Source organism: Streptomyces sp. NPDC054047, assembly GCF_055585065.1.
The window spans coordinates 425,611-443,480 of record NZ_JBVJKV010000004.1 but is presented as its reverse complement, the minus strand read 5'-3'; the positions used below and the strand labels follow the sequence as shown (position 1 = coordinate 443,480).

Below are 17,870 nucleotides of genomic sequence, written 5' to 3'. Positions count from 1 at the left end.
CCTAACTGTGGGGGGTAGCAGATGGAGTGGTTCGAGAGTGCGCGCGCGCTCGCGTCGGCGTTCGACGCGGCGGAACAGCAGAACGCGTTGGAGCGAGCGGGGCGGCGGTACCACGCCGGGGCCGGATTCCGCGGAGTGGTGCTGGGCGGTCCGAGGCGGGGCAAGTCGACCCTGCTGGAGCGGCTGGCGGAGCAGGAGAAACAGAGGGAGGACGGCGAACATCCGGACTACGGGGGGCTGGTCGAGCTTTCCGGCCCGGCAGCCCCCGGCATCGGGGCACAGTGGACGGCGTCGGATCAGGAGAGCTTGTTCACCGCCGACGTGGCGGTGCTCGTCATTGCGGCGACCTCCCCGCTGAGCATGGATGAGGAGCGGGAGCTGAGGTTCCTGCGGGCCATGGTCGGTGTCCCGCACATCGTCGTGGCGGTCTCCCGGACCGATCAGGTGGAGTCCGAGGAGCTCGACGACCTGCTCGACGACATCCGCGATCGGGTGGCCGAAGTCGATCAGGAGATCCCGGTGTTCCCGCCGTCGGCGGCGGTCGACGGCGGGCTCTCGGTGGCGGCGCTGCGCGAGCTGCTCGCCCTCCGGCGTGCTGATCCGGGCCTGCCGGCCCTGCGGCTCCGGCGACTGGCCCGACAGACTTGCGCCGTGCTGGCGGAGATGGCAGCACTCGGATCGGCGGCGGCCGCCGCCGAGAAGCGTGCGGAACAGGACCGGAGCGCGTCCCGCGATGAGCTCAGGGATGTGCTGGACGCTCGGAACACACGCATCCGGGGCCTGCAGGGGCGGCTGGAGAAGAACAGTTTGGCCTCTGCCCGGAAGATCTCCGCGAAGGTTCAGCAGCAGCGACGCGCGCTCGCCGCCGAGCTGCGGCAGAACGTCGCAGCGGCCCAGGACCCGTTGGCGTGGTGGCAGAACGAATTCGAGGACCAGCTCCAGGCCTGGCTGGCGCAGGCCTCCGAGCAGTGGGCGCAAGCGCTCCAAGAGGACATGGCCCAGGTTGTCGGGCAGTTTGAGGAGGCACTGACCGAGTACTTCCCGACGGAGATCGGCGGAGCCCCCGCCCAGTTCACACAGCCGCACCATCTGCCCGTAGGGCACCGCCGCGAGATGCGGCTGCCGGATCTGGACCACTGGCGCCGGTTCACCGTCTTGGTGCGGCCGACCGTGGAAGGGGTCTCCCGCCTGGTGTTCGCGGTGCTCGAACGAAGGCAGGGTACCGAGAGCGCCCGCAGGTCGGGCGGCTCAGACACCACCCTGCAAAAGGCCGTGATTGACGTCGTGGCCGCCTCCGCCGCCAAATTCGCGGACAAGCGGATCGCGGACGAGGAGGACCGGCAGCGCCGGATCATCGCGGACCGGGTCACCCAAGTAGTAGGCCGCGAGATCGAGGAGGTGGCCGACGGCCTGGCCGCCCTGGTCCGCTCCGCCTACGAGGAGCTCCAACAGGAGCTGGAATCGGCCCGCCTCTCGTGGCTGCTGTCGGAGGAGCGGGAGCTTGCGGCGACCACCGCGAGCCCAGCGCCGGACTGGAACGAACTCGTCCAGCGGGCAGACAAACTTCGCGCGGAAATCCACGCGGGCATCGACGGCTTCGTAAGTGGCATCGGCAGCGGGGAGTCGACATGATGGGAGACGCGGACGGCACCAACTACGCGGCCGTACAGCAGGCCCGGGGAGATCTGGCTGAGGTGGCTGCGGGCACCAGCCGGACGGCCGCGGCGCTCAACTTGGACTTGCGCCAGGTGGAGCTCGAAGAACTCGGGGAGCGCATCCACTGTGACACGTACCGGATCCTGATACTCGGGCAGGGCAATCGTGGGAAGAGCACGCTACTCAACGCATTGTTGGGCGCCAAGGTGCTGCCAGCGATGCCGCGCGCCACGACAGCCGTGCCCATCTCGGTCGTCTGGGATTCCGACCGGTACGTGGTCCTCAACCTCGACGGCTCCGAGCCGCCGGTCACCCTGCCAATCGAGGAGACCGGCATCTCCCGGAACGGGGAGGTATGGCAGGCGCTCACCATCGACGTCAAGAACCGCCACCAGCCCGGGATAGTTCGGCATGCCGAACTACATTGGCCCGCCGAACTGTGCCAAAACGGCGTGGTCCTGGTGGACTCGCCGGGATTCAACCAGGATTCCTGGCTCCAGCAGACCACCTTGAACGCCCTCAAGGACGCTGATGTCGTGGTCTTCGTGATCGCCTCGGATCTCGAGCTCGAACTGGTCGAGATCACCTACGCCAAGGACTACCTTCGGCCGTACGGGCACGAGGACTTCTTCGTGGCGTACACCAGGATCGACCACATCGCGGACGACGAGCGGGACGACCACATCGAGTACCTGACCGAGTACGCCCAGGACTCCCTGCGCGTCGCCGCCGAGCGCGTGTTCTTCCTGGATTCCCGTTCCGCACTGGACCTGCGCAGCACGCTCCCGGGCAGCATGTCCGCGCGGTCGGACGAGCTCGATGCGACCGGCCTGCCGGCACTGGAGGCGGCGCTGGAGGGCCACCTCGTCGCGGAGCGCGTAGCGGTCAAGGTCCTCGCGCCGGCCCGCCGACTAGCGCTCGTGATCTCCGCGCTGCGGACGGAGATCGAGGCGCGGCAGAGCCTGGGGAAACAGCTGCACGACAAGGCACGGGCCCGCTGTGCGACCGTACGCGCGGAGCTGGCCCCGCTAGAGGAGCGCCGGGATCAGATCCGGGACCGGATCGACACGAGCCTGGAGCACATCAAGCTCCAGGTAAACGCGGCCGCCCGCCGGTTCCTGCTCGAAGCCGCCGAAGAGTGCCCGGGCTGGCTGGACGGCATCGAGCCGAAGAACAAGATCGGACTGTCCCCCTTCAAGGCGAAGCAGCAAGCCGAAGCGGTGGCCGCGGAGTACGCCGCCGACCTCTCGGCGGCACTCGAAGCCCGTTTCATCCAGTGGCAGTCCGAGGAGCTGAACCCGCAGATCACTCACCGGCTGGAGGAGCTGGGTGCCCGGCTCGACGAGGACTTCCTTGCCTTCACCGCACAGGCGGACAAGATCCGGCTGGTCCTCACGCCGGTGGCCGACGTGGCCCCAGACGTCGACGCGGCCAACCGGCCCACCGCCGAGCGGCTACTCGCCGCGGCCGTGGCGGCGCTGGTCGCAGGAGCAGGTGCCGCACCCGTCGGAGCCCGGTTCGGCTTCAAGGACGCCATGAAGGCCCTCGCCCCTCAGTTCGCCCTCGGAGTCGCGGCCTACGCCATCGGCGGACCCATCGGGGTGGTCGTGGTCCAACTCCTCGGCTCCGTCATCGTGGGCAGGGCGCTCGCCCTGAAGGCCGACAGCGCCATCGCCCGGAGCGTCGCCGACTCCCTGGCCGAGCACCTGCGCGCATCGGTGGACGCCGACGCCGCGCAGCTGGCCTCCACCGTGAGCGACGGACTCGGCAGCCTGAAACCGATCGCCTGCCAGGCCCTGGATGCCGAGACCGAAGCCATCCTGCGGCAGCTGGCCGTCGCCGAGGCGGACGAGGCGGACAAGGGAAGCGCCGTCGATGACCGCACGCTCGCCGACCATGCCCGGATGCTCAATGACCACGCCCTCCGCGTTGAGGAGATCCTCCGGAACTGGTCGGGACGGTGACCTCCATGGATCTCGGCGCACTGAGGAGTTCGCTCATCGCTCTGCTGCGCATCGACGATGTCCGCGACCAGAGCGCATATCTCTCTGCACACCCCGAACTCAGGGGCGAGCCAGCGCTCGCCCTGCTCGACACGCTGTACGCCGAAGCAACCCGGCACGGCCGCACTGACATGATCCCGCGGCTGGAACGGACCGAGAAGCTGCTCCGGCTGGCCGGGCAGCTCGACACGCCCCTGGCCGCTTCCATTGTCGAAGCTGGACCGGGCAGCGGCCGGATCATCGGGAACACCGCCGTTTCACGGACCGACGAGACGCCGGATCCGGTCGATGCCCTCGTCCGCCGCACGGCGACTCACCGCACCGTCTTCCGGACCGGCGGTCGCGAGCAAGACTTGCGCGACGCCCTCGGCACGGCGCGCGAGGCGGTCCGTACCGCCGAGCCGGGCGATCCCCGGGCTCCGGCGCTGGAGCTGGGCCTGGCCGAGATCCTCCACCAGTGCTACGACGCCTTCGGCGACTCCGATGCCCTCGACCAGGCCATCGCCGTGTGCCGTCGCCGGACCGGACCGCCGGCGGACGACGAGGTGTCCCGCTCCTTCCTCCATCTGCTCGCGGAGTGCCTGCGGATGCTCTACGAACGGACCGGCCAGCCGGACGACATCCGGGCGGCATTCGACCTCCTGCCGGAGCCGACCTCCGCAGCCGACCCGGACGGCCCCCGCCGCCTGTCGGACCGGGCGGCCGCGTTCCTCGCCCGCTACCAACGGATCGGCAGCGAGCGGGACCTCAACGACGCTGTCCGGTCCTCGCGAGAGGCCCTGGCCGCCTGCGCACCCGACCACGTCCACCTGAGCGAGATGTACGCGCGACTGTCCCTCGCCCTTGAGGCCAGGTATGAGCGGACACAGGATCCGGCAGACCTCGACGGGGCCGTCACCGAGGCCGGGCGCGCCATAGCCGCCGTCCGACCGGGGAACCCGCAGCACGCGCGGTACCTGTACTGCCTCGGCATGGCCTTGCGCACCCGCTACGAACTGGCCCGCGACCCCGAGGACCTGGACCGGGCCATTGCTGTTGCACGCGACGGCGCAGCGCTGCCGACCCAGGGACTCACCCGGGCGGCCCTGCTGCACCACCTCCAGGTGTGCCTGCGGCTGCGCGCCGCGCACGGCGGTCCCCCGGACGACCTGACCGAGGCCCGGCAGTTGAGCGACCACGCCGTCGCGGCGACCCAGGGCCGGGACGATGCCCGGGCAGCGATGCTGAACACGGCTGCCAACACCCTGCTCGGCGGGCCTGCGGACCGTACGGAAGCCGATCGGCTCCGCGAAGCCGTCGCCCTCTACCAGAAGGCACGAGGAATCATCGGCCCTGACCACCCGGCCAAGGCCGCGATCCTGGTCAACCTGGGATCGGCCCTGGTGCGCAGCGGAGCGCCGGCGGCAGCCGTCTTCCGAGAGGCAGCGGACTCTGTGCACGCCTCCACGTCCATCCGTCTGACCGCCGCCCGGGAGTGGGGCCTCAGCGCCATCGAGCGGAAGGACTGGCCGGACGCGCTGCAAGCCTTCGAAACGGCCATCGAGCTGCTCCCACGGCTCGCCGGCATCGCCCTATCCCGCGCGGGCCAAGAGACGCAGCTGGCCGCCCAGTCCGGACTCGCGGCCACCGCCGCCGCCGTGGCCGTCCAGGCCGGGAAAGCCGATCGGGCAGTCGTCCTGCTGGAGCAGGGCCGCGGGATCCTGCTCTCCCGCGTCATGGACGCCCGCAGCGATGTCACCGAGCTCCGCGAACGGGACGCGACACTTGCCGACGCCTTCGAGCGGCTCTGCCGCGCGCTCGACCAAGCGCCGCAGTCCGGGCCTGCGCCGCACGCCGTGGACGAACGCCACAGGCGCGCCCAGGACTGGGAAGCGCTCCTCGACACGATTCGCCGACGGACCGGGCTGAAAAAGTTCCTGCTGCCCTTGGCCCTGGAGGAGATAAAGGCCGCGACTGTCGACGGGCCCCTCGTCGTGCTCAACATCAACTCCATGCGCAGTGATGCCCTCATCGTGAGGCCGGAGGCCGACGTCGCCATCCAAGTCGTGAGTCTGCCCAACTCCCTGGCAGCCGATGTGACCCGTCATGTCGAGGAGTTGCACGCCTATGCTCCGTATGCGGAGCGCAACGAGCGGCTGAGTGCCACACTCGCCTTCCTGCAGGACGCCGTAGTGGCTCCCGTGCTCGACGCCCTGTCCATCGGCAGGGCGGGATCAGGGGCGGGCGGGGCGCCGCGGGTGTGGTGGCTGCCGACCGGGCTGGCCGCCTTCCTGCCGTTCCACGCCTGCGCCCTGGACCGCGTTGTGTCCTCGTACACGACCACCGTACGGACACTCCTGCGCAGCCGGGACGGGAGCGGGGCGGCGTTCGGCCGGGTCCTCGCCGTCGGCATACCTGATCCGGAAGGCGAACTCAACGACGTCGCACGCGAGATCGAGCTGGTCCGGGACACCTGCGGCGAAGGGGTTCTGACCCTGTGCGGTCCGGCGCACGGGCCGGAGGCGACGCGGTCGCGCGTCCGCGACATGCTGCCCGGCACTACGCTCGCGCACTTCGCCTGCCACGCCGACGCGCTGCTCTCCGACCCGTCGGGCAGCCATTTGCGGCTGTCCGACGGCATCCTTCCGGTCCGGGAGATCGCCCGGCTGCGGCTCGACGGCGCCCACCTCGCGTACCTGTCCGCCTGTTCGACCGCGCGTGGGGGAACCGATCTGGCCGATGAAGCCATCCACATCTGCTCGGCATTCCAGCTCGCGGGCTTCCGGCATGTCATCGGCACCTTGTGGCCGATCCTGGACGAGGCCGGTTACCTCGCCGCGACTTCGGTCTATCCCGATCTGCGTGAGGATCCCGAGCGGGTGGCGCACGCAGTGCACGCGGCGGCCCTCGCCGCGCGCCATACCCATCCGGATCAGCCGCTTCGATGGGCTGCGTTCATCCATACCGGCCCGTGACCGGCTACTGGGGAACCTCGGGCGGCGATGCCTGCGGGATCTCCTGGGCCGGCTGCGCGGGAGCGGCGAGACCGAGGAGCTGGGAGAGTACCTGGCGCGCTAAGGGGCCGGTCGTGGGCTTGAGGTGGACCCGCACCGTCACCCCCTTCTTCGGGTGTCGCTCGATGAGGACCTCGGTCCTGAGCGCGATGACCACGAGGGCGCCGACGACCAAAACCAGCGGTTCGCGGGCACCCCGCTCGTCGGACGCCTGTCGGGCCGCCCAGTCCACGGCGTCGCGCGAGTCGGGGTCGTCTGCGAGACAGGCGAGCGCGGCCCGGGCTATCTCACCGGCCGACAGCGGAGGGCCGGACGGCGGCTCGGTCAGTTCGCCCTGCGGCAACGCCGCAGGCAGGGCCTCTTGAACCGTCCGCAGGGTTTCCATGTCGGTCTGCAGGCCCAGCCGGTACGCCACCAAGCGCAGAGCAGACAGTGCCTGCACATCGGACAACTTCGGGAGGTAGACGCCCATAGTGCGACGATAGGCCATAACTGCCTTTCCCGTCAGCGGAGTTGACACCTAGAAGCGAATGCGGCGGGAACGCTGGATGGCGGGCTTCACCGGGGTGAGACCCGCCATCCTCCGTGGGCGTATCCCGCGGCGTTGCCAGGCGATAGGAGTCGATCACCGGGCCCTTCGGGATCAACCGCTTGCTGGATCGGCGTGGTCAGCGCTGCTGTGCGTCGTTCAGGATTCGCCGTCCACTGAAGTCATCCGCAGATACGGCGACACTCTCCTGCGCCACCCTTCCCCTCGTGCTCGGATTCGGCAAGCTCAGCTCCTCCATCACCCGCTCCTGCACGCCAAGGGCATCCAGTTCACCCTCCCCTACATCACCCTCGTCTATACAGATGGAGCGTCCTGCGCGAGCTCTGGAGGCGCACTCCAGATAGTCGCTGGGCTGCAAACAGTGCTGAGCATTCTTTAGCGTTGCCGCTCCTGCGCGGACGCTGCAAATACTCAATGGAGCGGATCGTCGCCTCGGCGTCAGGCTGGTGATGGGGATCTTGGAAGTCAGGCAGAGGTGCCCGTTCACCTCACTTCGCGAGTGCTTGAAGTGAGTGGCAGAAGGAGGGCGCGGGGAGCGTGCCTGGAGTGCTGAGTAGGGTCGGGCTTACGACCGATGCGAAAGGCCGATGGCCGAAAGCTTGACCTGGACTCCGGCGTGGAGGACGCGACGGCGATGTTGGAATGGCTCGGCGAGCAGGGAGCCGGCGCCATGATCAGGATCGATGCCAAGCGGATGGAGGCTGGCCTGCCTGCCTGGACTTCGCCGGTGCCGGCCCGTGGCACAGGCAGTCAGGCCTGATGGCGCGTCGGCCAGTGAGTGTCTGAGCCGGGGCTTGGTCCGACTGCGTGACGCAGGCTCGCCCGTCCCGTTCTGACGCTTCCCGGCCCAGGGATCCGCTGCTCGCCGCAGCTAGGCATGCCCGCCATCGCCCGTCATCGTCGACACCTGGCCGACCTATGCGTCGCAAGCCAGGACACGCGCCCGGCCAACCTCAGCGCTCCCGAGGAGAGGGTCCGGTCGCAACATCAGACGATGCTCGCCGCCCGTCCCCAGAAGTCGACGTTGGCCGCGTCGATCGCTGTGGGGCAATGTCAGCCATCCTGCGCTCCAGAAAGAAGTGCAGTGCATCGCCCGACTGATGACGGATCGTGTTGCCCACTGACGGGCGGATCTTGCCGGTGGAAGCCACAGACCTGTCCAAATCTGCCCCTGTCCACGCAGGTCAGCGCTGTGCCCCACGGTTGCAGGACTAGTATTCCGCAACCGAGTGAATCTTGATCAGAACACCGCCAGGCGCTAACACAGAGTGAACGGGCGCAGCCATTCTGTCCCAGGAAAGATCCCTGCTTCAGAACGGATTCCTCGTATGCGCATGCGTCGTTCGCTCGGACTTCTGGCCGTCACGGCCGCCATCACGCTCGGCGGCAGTGCAGGCACCGCCTACGCCGAGTCGGCTCCCCTGCAGCCCGGCCACGTACAGGCCATGGACATGGAAGGTGAGGACACCCTGCAAGTGGTCGACAACACCGACGAGCGCATCGTGGTCGGGAACGTCGTGGTCGAGAGCCGCGCCATCCGAGGCACGTGCGGCGGCTCCGCTTGCGGGCCGGGCTGGCTCTGAGCCTGCCCCGACGAGACCCTGCCGGGGCCCTGAAGTCCCGGTAGTCGCGTGCCACCTGGCCGCCGCAACGCGGCGGCCAGGTCCTTTTCCCGGGTTAGCGGATTACGACCCGCGGCGCTGGGATGGCGTCGGCGGTCGCATCCTGGCAGCCGCCGGGACCGTCTTCCCTGTCGGATCGGCGTGCTGATCTGCACCGGCTCGGTGGTGGTCCTGGTGAAGGCGATCTCGAAGCCGCCGGCGTCGGAGGGGGGACGAGTACGCCGACGTCCGCCTGCGGTGCGCCGGTCATCAGTCCCGGTCGGTGTGTGCGAGTTCGCCCAGCACGCGGAGGCCCGGTTGCGTGGCGACGACGAACGAGGCCCCGCGGGCGATCGTGAACAGAAGCGAGTCGCGGGCCTCGAGGGCACCGGTCGGCGTCTCGGGTTCGGTGGCCTGCGCGCCGATCTGCGGCGCGCGATCGAAAGCGTTCCGGTTTTCGCGCAGGCATCGTCGACGCCCTCGGTGGAACCGGCGAACTTGGACCTCTTCCACGCCAGTTGCCGTGAGAATCCCAGCTGGTTGGCGACCTGCTGCCACGCCGCGCCGCTGCACCGGGCCACGGGTCACGGTCGTGGTGATCTTCCACCTGGAGGTCATGCAGCGCGTTCAGGGCGGGCAGAGGGCGCTATTGGATCAGGGCGGAGAGCCGGCTCAGCAAGTCATCCATCGCGTCGCGGATGCGCACGCACCAGCCAGTGCCACGCTATCCCGCGCTGCGCGGCGACAGCCGCTGTGTGACCCGGTCGAACAGCTCCGTCAGCGGCTCGCCGACGTCCTGGCCGAACTCGGTCAGCCCGTAGGTGACCTGAGGCGGCGTCGTCGGCTCGACCTCCCGCCAGACCAGGCCGTCCTGGACCAGCGCGCGCAGGGTCTGGGCGAGCATCTTCTCGCTGATGCCCTGAATGCTCTCGCGCAGCTCGTAGAACCGGAGGCTATTGCTCCGCAACGCGATCAGCACCCAGACGCCCCACCTGCTGGTCACATGGTCGACCACGTCACGCGCGGGGCAGTCGGTGTGAAACACGTCATACCGCTCCCCCACCTCGGCTTGCCTGTGCTGCACGCTTCCCGTCATTTCATGAGCTTACCTCAAGGTATGTCCTTACCAAAAGTTAGCCCTTGCTCCTAGCGTGCAGCCCACAGAGGACATCCGACAAGGAGCTGACCATGATCGTAGTGACCGGGGCTACCGGAAATATCGGCCGACCGTTGACGCAGACACTGGCCGAGGCGGGCCAGCAGGTGACGGCAGTGTCACGGCATACGACGGAGGTGCCGAACGGTGTCCGCCACGTGGCGGCCGACCTGACCAAGCCGGCCAGCCTCAAGCCCGCGTTGGCCGGGGCGAAGGCGCTGTTCCTGCTGCTCTCCGGCGACTTGCACGCCACTGGAGCCAACCCTGCCGACATCATCGGCGAAGCTGTGGCCAGCGGGGTCCGCCGGGTCGTCCTGCTCTCCACGCTGGGCGTGGTGACCAGACCCTCTGGCCAGACGCGGATCGCGATGCGCGCACTGGAGGACATGCTGCGGGAGTCCGGCCTGGAGTGGGCCATCCTGCGGCCGGGCGGCTTCGCCTCCAACGCCCTGTGGTGGGCCGAGTCCGTCCGTGCGCAACAGGTCGTCGCCGCGCCCTTCGGCGACGTCGGGGTGCCGATCATCGACCCGGCGGACATCGCCGCGGTCGCGGCAGCCTGCCTGTTGGAGGACCGGCACACAGGCGGCATCTACGAGCTGACCGGCCCGGAGGTGATCACTCCGCGCCAGCAGACGGAGGCCATCGCTGCCGCCCTGGGCTCGCCGGTGCGGTTTCACGAGCTCACCCGTGACGAGGCCAAGACCGCTATGTCCCAGAGCATGCCGGCGGAGCTTGCCGACGACACGCTGGACATCCTCGGCTCCCCGAGCCCGGCCGAGCTGCGCGTCAGCCCGGACGTGCAGCAGATCCTCGGCCGCGCCCCACGCCCCTTCGCCGACTGGGCCGTCCGCAATGTCGCCGCGTTCCGCTGAGACTGGCCAGCGCCGCTGGAGTTGACGCCGACATGGCCCTCAGGCGGGCCGGAACCGACGCTGCGGCCGCAGCGAATCGACTGCGGCCGCACCTCCGTTGACCTTGCGAGCCTAGGTTGGCGCCGCGGGAGCGGCACGTCGTCGCCTGGCGACGCTTCCCCGCGCGCCTCACGCCAGTGGGAGAGCGTCATCGGTGAACGGTGCGGCGCGGTTGCGGCCAGGGTGGGGGTGGGTGGCGACGTAGTTGGGGCTTGTCGTAGCCCTTGTCGCCGATGACGTGGTCCGGGCGCGCCCGAGGGCGTCCCGGACCGACTCGGGGGGGCAGTGCCCGGCCCTCAAAGTGGAGTTCGGTCTCCCAGGCTTCGAACGGCGGCTCGACCCGATAGCTCGGGTCGCAGCACGCCCGAATCCACTGCGCGACCCGGTACTGCGCGTCCCCGTCATTCAGCACCATGGCGTCGACATCGACTCGCAGCACGTTGCCGTAGATCGCGAAGACCTGCTCCAGCGATGAGCCGGAGTGAAAGACGGTGGAGCGGTAATCGACCTCATCGAGCAACTCGACGTCAATGGTGCCGTTCGCCAGGTAGAAGGCGAACAGCCGAAGCGAAGCGCGCAGATCGGCAGAGAGATGCTCCACGCACGCATCATGCACGACCTCTGCACTGTCTCGGCAAGATCTTCTTTATGTCAGGCCCTAGCTGTCGGTCTTGGCAGCGAGGCTGCCCACGATCAGATCGGTCAGTGCGGTGACCGAGTCGTCGACAGTCGTCCGTTCCCGGTTCAGCTCGGCAGCAATCGCCTCGGCCGCACCCAGCACGCCGACGCAGCGCAGCCGCAGGGCTCCGGGGGCGAGGCGGGAGTGCGGCTGAAGCGCGGAGGCCATCAGGTCCGTGTAACCGTCGATCAGCTCGTGCTGGATCGCCTCCATCTCCGGATTCCCCCTCAACGCGGCGGACACGGCGCTGAGTTCCGGCATGTCGGTGGCACAGGTGAAGTATGCGGCGCTCAGGGCGCGGGCGACCTCATGAGCGGTGGGTGCAGCCTCCTGCAGCGTCTGCGCGATCGCGGCCCGGTGACGTTCGTCGAGTCGCTGGTAGAGCGCGAGCAGCAGACCGGGGCGTGTGCCGAAGTGGTCGTACGTGATCGGTCTGCTCACCCCGGCTGCCTCGGCGAGGGTGACCAGAGTCAGGCCGTCGGCCCCCTGGGTGCGCACGAGCTCCACAGCGGTGTCGAGCAGCTGTTCCCGCCTGGCCTGCTTGGACAGGCGGGTCGACGTGGTGGCCATGTCGCCCTCCCTTGCGTTGCATCGCAGCTTAGGCTACAAAACGTAGGTTACAAAATGTAGCTTCATGGATGCGAGGGGAACCACCGTGGGACAACCGGAATCAGTACTGATCTTGGGCGGCTCGGGCCAGGCGGGTACGGGGGCCGCCGCCCTCCTACGCCGTTGGCACCCAGCACTGCCGCTGACGATCGCGGGGCGCGACATCGACCGTGCACAGCGGGTGGCCGACGAACTCGGCGCCGCAACCGCCGTGACCATTGATCTGGCAAGCAGCGATCTCGGCCTTCCAGCCGATCACGGCTACTCGGCAGTGGTCGCCGCACTGTGGGACAACCATCTGCACGGCCTGCGCTACGCACAGCGCCACGGAGTGCCGTACCTCAGCATCTCCAGCGGCCTGGTGGAGGTCGCACCGGAGGTCGTCGCGAGCGCCCAGCAGGCGAGTGCCTCAGCGGTCCTGATGGCCAGTCACTTCTGCGCCGGCGCCGTTGTCCTCGCCGCTCTGCACTTGGCCCGGGAGTTCGAGCGGATCGACACCATCCGGATCGGCGCCGTACTGGACGAACAGGACACCGGCGGGCCTGCCGGAATAGCGGATCTGGAGCGGTGGTCCACCGTCACCTCCGCGGGACTGGTACGCCGTGACGGCGTCTTCACCTGGGTCTCAGGAACCGACGCGCAGGTGGATGTGCCCAGTGCCGACGGCGGTGTCCTGCCCGGCCAGAGCATCGCCGTCCTCGACGTACCGAGCCTTGCCCTCGCGACGGGCGCACCGAACGTCCGCTTCGACTTCGCCGTCGGTGAATCCGCGGGCCGGCACCACGGTGAACCCGCCTCCTTCGAGGCCCGGATCGACCTCGAAGGCGTAGGTCGAAAAGGTGCGCCGCTCAGCACGAGTCGCTACCTGCTCCACCCGGCAGGGCAACGCCCCCTGACCGCACTCTCCATCGCCCTCGGCGTCGAGCGCCTGCTGGGCCTGCGGGGCGAAGCCGTCCCACCAGGCATCCACAGCCCTGAGGCACTGCTTGACCCGGCCTACGCGGTCGAGCGGATGGTGGAAACCGGCGCCACCTTCGTCGATGCTCCCGGAGATAGCTGAACGCCCTGCTGAAGCGGCCTTAATGCCCCGTTCAATGCCCAGTTCCGAATGATCGGAATTGGGTGCGCCTCCTCATGGCCGCAGCCTCCTCCTCGTCAAAGCCCTATCGATGCCAAAGCCCTATCGATGCGCTGCTGCACCGAGATGGCAGTGAGCCTCTTGCAACCTGAAGTGCCATCTCAGGGCAGTCATTTGCCATAGGCTCAACACTGAAGAAGCTTCCGTGGACGGTCTCGTCGTTGGGGGGCGCCATCGCACACCCCCGTCCGGTTGTGTTGATGTGCGTCAGACTTCTGGCAGGGTGACGCGGCAAAACCGGGCAGAGAGCTCGATCCAAGCAAGACCAACGACCCAGTGCCGGCCAAGACGCGGCCGCAGTCTTCAAACGGGAGGGGCCCATGCTGAAGCAGGTCGCCAAGGGTGTACTGATCCACCAGAGTGAGTTGCTCGAGAACAACACCGTTGTCGTGAATGGCAGGGACGGCGTGCTGCTCGTAGACGTCGGGATTACCGGCGCCGAAATGACCTGCCTGGCAAACGACCTTCGTGAGCTGGGCCAGCCCGTGGTTGCAGGCTTCTCGACGCATCCTGATTGGGATCACGTGCTCTGGCATGCCGCACTGGGTGAAGCGCCTCGTTACGGCACAGCCCGCTGCGCGGCCTTCATGCAGGATGTGTTGTCGAACGCGGACTGGAAGGCTGTCGTCGCCGAGGGGCTGCCACCGGAAATCGCCGAGGACACACCGCTGGCCTTGTACGGCCTCATCACTGGTCTGCCTGCTGAAACCGCGCAGCTTCCTTGGGATGGCCCCAAGGTGCGGATCATTGAGCATACGGCGCATGCCCCGGGCCATGCGGCGCTGTTGATCGAAGAACGCCGAGTTCTCATTGCCGGCGATATGCTCTCCGATGTCTTCGTTCCCATGTTCGACGACACCGACAACCCGATTGAGGACTACCTCGTCGGGCTGGGACTGCTCGAGGGCGTAGCGGACGATGTCGATGTCCTCATCCCCGGACACGGATCCGTCGCCAGGGACGAGGAGGTACGCGCAAGGATCAAACTGGATCGAGCGTACGTGGAGGACCTACGTGACGCCCGGGTCTCCAACGACCCACGGGTCGTATCGCCCAAGCCCGGCTGGGAGTGGGCAAGCGACATTCACGAAGGGCAGGCTCGAAGCCTCGCCCGAGGAAGCGAGCGCGAGGGGCCTGACTAGAGCTTCCCTTCCGCCACAGGACGACCCCGCCAGTGAACTGTTGCCAAGATGGCGTCGCTGGCCGCTAGATGGATAGTCCTGCGCATTGAAGAAGCTCCTGGTAGACGGGCCCTCGACCAAGATCACCCGTGTTCGCCAGGAGCTTTGCGTGCTTGTCTATCCGTCCTCGATAGATCGGTCCAGCCGTACCTTGCGCGAATGGACGTCCAGGTCCTCACCGATCCGTTCGGCCGGCTGCTGTGGGCCTCGCCCGCACTGCCCGGACCCACGCGCGACCTCACCGCCGCGCGACAACACGGGATCATCGAAGCCCTTGCTGATGCGGGACTCAAATGCTGGGCCGATAAGGCGTATCAAGGCGCTGGCGCCCTTGTCCGGGTGCCGTTTCGGAGCCGCCGTCGCAAGCGATGGAAGCGCCGGCACAACACCACTCACGCCAAGATCCGCTGTGTCGGTGAGCTGGCGATGGCCGCCCTGAAGGGCTAGGCCGTGTATCGAAAGTGGATCTTGAGTTGTGATGATCACGGTTCATGGGGCGGGGAGATCTCACGGACGAGCAGTGGGCAACGCTGGAGCCGTTGTTGCCGAGGGGCATCAGGGCGGGACGGCCGCCGGTCTGGCCTCGGCGGCAGTTGATCGACGGCATACGGTTCCGGGTCCGGACCGGAGTTCCATGGCGGCACGTCCCTGTTGAGTACGGGCCGTGGAGCCGGATCTACGACCTGTTCCGCCGATGGCAGCGGAACGGCACCTGGCAGCGGATCCTCACCCGGCTCCAGTCCCTGGCCGACGCGAAGGGGGCGATCGTGTGGGACCTGAGCGTCGACTCCACCGTCTGCCGTGCCCATCAGCATGCGGCCGGGGCGCGCCAGCAGGGCGACCTGCAGAAGGAACCACCGGGCGGCATTTTCGCCGAACCCCGTGATCACGGGCTGGGAAGATCGCGCGGCGGGTTTACCACCAAGCTGCACCTGGCCGTTGAACAGGGCCAGAAGCCCATGTCGATCGTGGTGACGGCCGGGCAGCGTGGGGACTCGCCGCAGTTCGAGCCGGTGCTGGAGAAGGTCCGAGTGCCCCGCACCGGGCCGGGCCGACCACGCGTCCGTCCCGATCGGGTGCGGGCCGACAAGGCGTACGCCCCTCGCAGAAACCGCGCCTACCTGCGGCGGCGCGGGATCCGCTGCACCATCCCTGACAAGGCCGACCAGGCGCGCAACCGCCGGAAGCTTGGCTCTCGTGGCGGGCGGCCACCCTATTTCGACCCGGCCGACTACCGTGAGCGTCACGCGGTCGAGTGCGGAATCAACCGCCTCAAGAGGCACCGGGCTGTCGCCACACGCTTCGACAAGCTGGCGGTCCGCTACGAGGCGACCGTCCTCGTCGCGACCATCAACGAGTGGCTGTGAGCAGCGTCTTCGCGAATGACCGGTGGCCTTTCACTGATCCTTCGCTTCGAATGCCTGGGCGACGGCCAGGCTGTCCTCGTAGACATGGTGCCGGGTGACAAGGCCGTCTGCGACGGTGATATGCAGAGCGAACCGCGCCTTGTAGGCACGTCCGGTGGGCCGGGCGGTCTGACGGATCTCGCCCAGCACGACCGCGTCGCTTCCGTCGACAAGGATGCGCTCAACCGCAGTCGCCACATGCTCCGGCACGTGGTATTCGGCAAGCTCGCGATAGTGGGCGGCCGCGTCGGCCCGGGTGGACCGGTGGCGGATCCACGGCGTGGCAGTACGGCCGTGCTCGGCCTCCGGCCAGGCGAGCTTCCAATCACCCTGCTCGGCATACATCTCGGCGATGCGCTCGGGGTTACCCTCGCCAATCCTGCGCAACAACTCCTCAACCACAGTGCGCGTGTTGGCCGGTGCGGCTATGGACATGACTGACCTCTCCGTCCTGGTCCGCGTCCTCCGACGCGGACGGATCACCAACCCTGCCAGCATCAGCCCGCCGAGACGATTACCTCAGACGTAAGGCGAGCAGATCACCAAGATCCACTTTCGATACGCGGCCTAGTGCCTCCTGCGGAAACTCCGCTGCGGCACCAACCGCATCACCAGCGTCGTGAAAGCCGTCCTGGTCCTTCACCACGCCTCATCGTGAGGTTGGAAAACGCTCAGTGGCCTGCGCTACACCATTGCGACCGTGATAGGCGCTCTCATGCGGGCTGAGATGCGCCGTCCTAGGCGGCGTCCAAAGCGGCGGCGGCCGCGTCCACGAAGGGCCCGATCAAACGGATGTAGGCGCGTAACGTCTGCTGGAACTCACGGCGGTTGTCCTGAGTGGCGTTCTCAGCCGTAGCCGCCAGAGCAGTCGAGAGCGTGCCCGACATGATCAGCAGATTCGACGCCGCGACCTGGACCGCAGAAGGACCCTCCAGGTCAACGAGGGTCACCGCGCGGCGCAGTTGCTGATGCCGTTCACGGTGAGCGGCCAAGACCGCTTGCGACTCGGCAGCCGCCAGGCCCTCCACACCCCGCAGCCCGTCGGCGACGACCTGGGCCTGCTCGATCAGGGCCAGGTAGGCGGCCCGCCGGGTCTGTCGAACGCCCTCCTGGCGCTGCGCCCGGGTGGTGGCCTCGACCTGGATCCGAGCAGCCTGGGCGTTGCCCCTGCTGGTCAGCCAGCTCGCCAGGGAACTGGCCGCGATGGCCGTCGCCCCCGTCAGTCCTGCGATCACCAGTGAGCTGTCCCCCATGCACAGGAGTCTGTCCGAACAGCCCCGCCACTGCCACCACTTCCCCTACTGCGGTGTCCCGGCGCCAGAGCCGAACCGCTGCGCGCCTGCCATCGGGGCCAGCGATGAGCGATGATCAGCGCCAGACCCGGCGGTGCGGGGCGGCGGGTCCAGGACGAGAGCCGGCTCACGGCATGGCGTTCGCGTTCCTCGACTGTGGCCTGCCCACCCCGGTCCGCCGCGCTGATCCCACGACTGACTCGGACGCTTAGGAATCTGCCAGGAGTTGACAAGATTCCTTCAATCTCTACAGCAGATCGTGACCTGTGCAGCCCGCAGGCTGATGCCGTACCTGGGCTTCGACTCTGTCCACGACGAAAGCAACGCCGTATGCCTGTGGCAGAAGGTCCTGTGGGCCGAAGGCACTGACGAGACGAACGGCACGAACCTCGACCCCGCCGATATCGACGGAATATTCGGCCCAAGCACCCGAGGGGCTACCGAAGAGATCCAGGACCGATGGGGCTTGGTTTCTGACGGGGTCCCGACCTCCACGACGCTCAGCAGGGCGCAGGATCGGCTGAAGGTGACGGGCGGCAGTGAGGCCCGTGGCAAGCAGCTCAACTCCACCTACAACGGCGACGTCGGCTCGTTCTCTGTGATCCGCAACAGCGAGGGCAAGTACGCCTTCAGGAACGGCGACAACGAGTGGCGCAACGCCGGCTACAGGTACAGAACCTGCCGCTGACGCGGCA

The 17,870-nt window shown here is 68.0% G+C and carries 17 protein-coding genes and 1 pseudogene; 11 read left to right on the top strand and 7 right to left on the bottom strand.

Annotated elements, in window-relative coordinates; translation table 11 throughout:
• The first annotated feature begins 21 nt into the window (after window positions 1-21).
• Genes ACZ6ZP_RS18815 through ACZ6ZP_RS18805 form a run of 3 tightly spaced genes read left to right on the top strand, consistent with a single transcriptional unit; the run spans window position 22 to window position 6,613 of the window.
• Window positions 22-1,632 carry a GTPase domain-containing protein gene (locus tag ACZ6ZP_RS18815; RefSeq protein ID WP_469407555.1) on the top strand — a complete coding sequence of 537 codons (1,611 nt, stop codon included), beginning with the start codon at window positions 22-24 and terminating at the stop codon, window positions 1,630-1,632.
• Entirely contained in the window at window positions 1,629-3,620 is a 1,992-nt protein-coding gene (locus ACZ6ZP_RS18810) for a dynamin family protein (RefSeq protein ID WP_469407554.1), read from the top strand. The genes ACZ6ZP_RS18815 and ACZ6ZP_RS18810 overlap by 4 nt, the downstream gene beginning before the upstream one ends.
• A gap of 5 nt (window positions 3,621-3,625) precedes the next feature.
• The gene (locus ACZ6ZP_RS18805) at window positions 3,626-6,613 is read left to right on the top strand and encodes a CHAT domain-containing protein (RefSeq protein ID WP_469407552.1); all 2,988 of its coding nucleotides are present in this window, start codon (window positions 3,626-3,628) and stop codon (window positions 6,611-6,613) included.
• A gap of 4 nt (window positions 6,614-6,617) precedes the next feature.
• Here ACZ6ZP_RS18805 and ACZ6ZP_RS18800 read toward each other — a convergent pair whose 3' ends face one another.
• Window positions 6,618-7,124 carry a hypothetical protein gene (locus ACZ6ZP_RS18800; RefSeq protein ID WP_469407551.1) on the bottom strand — a complete coding sequence of 169 codons (507 nt, stop codon included), beginning with the start codon at window positions 7,122-7,124 and terminating at the stop codon, window positions 6,618-6,620.
• A 652-nt stretch (window positions 7,125-7,776) separates the two neighbouring features.
• On the opposite strand from ACZ6ZP_RS18800, the gene ACZ6ZP_RS18795 reads away from it, so the two are divergent.
• Entirely contained in the window at window positions 7,777-7,962 is a 186-nt protein-coding gene (locus ACZ6ZP_RS18795; protein ID WP_469407549.1) for a hypothetical protein, read from the top strand.
• Window positions 7,963-8,530: 568 nt separating this feature from the next.
• The gene (locus ACZ6ZP_RS18790) at window positions 8,531-8,785 is read left to right on the top strand and encodes a hypothetical protein (RefSeq protein WP_351167665.1); all 255 of its coding nucleotides are present in this window, start codon (window positions 8,531-8,533) and stop codon (window positions 8,783-8,785) included.
• Window positions 8,786-9,073: 288 nt separating this feature from the next.
• On the opposite strand, the gene ACZ6ZP_RS18785 is transcribed toward ACZ6ZP_RS18790, so the two are convergent.
• Together ACZ6ZP_RS18785 and ACZ6ZP_RS18780 are read right to left on the bottom strand one after the other, a co-directional pair.
• Complete coding sequence (locus ACZ6ZP_RS18785; RefSeq protein WP_469407547.1) at window positions 9,074-9,316, bottom strand: hypothetical protein; 243 nt, start codon at window positions 9,314-9,316, stop codon at window positions 9,074-9,076.
• Window positions 9,317-9,527: 211 nt separating this feature from the next.
• On the bottom strand, window positions 9,528-9,899 hold the full coding sequence (locus tag ACZ6ZP_RS18780; RefSeq protein WP_351167667.1) for a winged helix-turn-helix transcriptional regulator: 372 nt from the start codon (window positions 9,897-9,899) through the stop codon (window positions 9,528-9,530).
• A 92-nt stretch (window positions 9,900-9,991) separates the two neighbouring features.
• Between ACZ6ZP_RS18780 and ACZ6ZP_RS18775 the strand changes: the two genes are divergently transcribed.
• Window positions 9,992-10,831, top strand: a complete 840-nt coding sequence (locus ACZ6ZP_RS18775) for an SDR family oxidoreductase (protein WP_351167669.1) — start codon at window positions 9,992-9,994, stop codon at window positions 10,829-10,831.
• Window positions 10,832-11,018: 187 nt separating this feature from the next.
• Here ACZ6ZP_RS18775 and ACZ6ZP_RS18770 read toward each other — a convergent pair whose 3' ends face one another.
• Together ACZ6ZP_RS18770 and ACZ6ZP_RS18765 are read right to left on the bottom strand one after the other, a co-directional pair.
• Window positions 11,019-11,471 carry a DUF7677 family protein gene (locus ACZ6ZP_RS18770; protein ID WP_469407546.1) on the bottom strand — a complete coding sequence of 151 codons (453 nt, stop codon included), beginning with the start codon at window positions 11,469-11,471 and terminating at the stop codon, window positions 11,019-11,021.
• Window positions 11,472-11,528: 57 nt separating this feature from the next.
• A complete protein-coding gene (locus ACZ6ZP_RS18765; protein WP_351167674.1) occupies window positions 11,529-12,119 on the bottom strand; it encodes a TetR/AcrR family transcriptional regulator in 591 nt (196 codons plus the stop codon).
• An 85-nt stretch (window positions 12,120-12,204) separates the two neighbouring features.
• Between ACZ6ZP_RS18765 and ACZ6ZP_RS18760 the strand changes: the two genes are divergently transcribed.
• The 4 genes and pseudogenes from ACZ6ZP_RS18760 (at window position 12,205) to ACZ6ZP_RS18745 (ending at window position 15,844) form a co-directional block, all read left to right on the top strand.
• Window positions 12,205-13,218, top strand: coding sequence for a saccharopine dehydrogenase (locus ACZ6ZP_RS18760; protein ID WP_469407544.1), 1,014 nt, complete (start codon window positions 12,205-12,207; stop codon window positions 13,216-13,218).
• A gap of 398 nt (window positions 13,219-13,616) precedes the next feature.
• Window positions 13,617-14,438: an MBL fold metallo-hydrolase gene (locus ACZ6ZP_RS18755; protein ID WP_351167678.1), complete on the top strand. Its 822-nt coding sequence runs from the start codon at window positions 13,617-13,619 to the stop codon at window positions 14,436-14,438.
• 198 nt (window positions 14,439-14,636) lie between these two features.
• Window positions 14,637-14,918 (top strand): annotated as a pseudogene (locus ACZ6ZP_RS18750) (transposase family protein); the annotation flags it as partial.
• Window positions 14,919-14,968: 50 nt separating this feature from the next.
• Window positions 14,969-15,844 (top strand): IS5 family transposase, encoded by an 876-nt coding sequence (locus tag ACZ6ZP_RS18745; protein ID WP_469407543.1) that lies wholly within the window; start codon window positions 14,969-14,971, stop codon window positions 15,842-15,844.
• A 30-nt stretch (window positions 15,845-15,874) separates the two neighbouring features.
• On the opposite strand, the gene ACZ6ZP_RS18740 is transcribed toward ACZ6ZP_RS18745, so the two are convergent.
• Window positions 15,875-16,318 carry a nuclear transport factor 2 family protein gene (locus tag ACZ6ZP_RS18740; RefSeq protein ID WP_351167682.1) on the bottom strand — a complete coding sequence of 148 codons (444 nt, stop codon included), beginning with the start codon at window positions 16,316-16,318 and terminating at the stop codon, window positions 15,875-15,877.
• A 302-nt stretch (window positions 16,319-16,620) separates the two neighbouring features.
• Entirely contained in the window at window positions 16,621-17,136 is a 516-nt protein-coding gene (locus ACZ6ZP_RS18735; RefSeq protein WP_351167684.1) for a hypothetical protein, read from the bottom strand.
• 298 nt (window positions 17,137-17,434) lie between these two features.
• Between ACZ6ZP_RS18735 and ACZ6ZP_RS18730 the strand changes: the two genes are divergently transcribed.
• A complete protein-coding gene (locus ACZ6ZP_RS18730; protein ID WP_468617174.1) occupies window positions 17,435-17,863 on the top strand; it encodes a peptidoglycan-binding domain-containing protein in 429 nt (142 codons plus the stop codon).
• The last annotated feature ends 7 nt before the right edge of the window (window positions 17,864-17,870 follow it).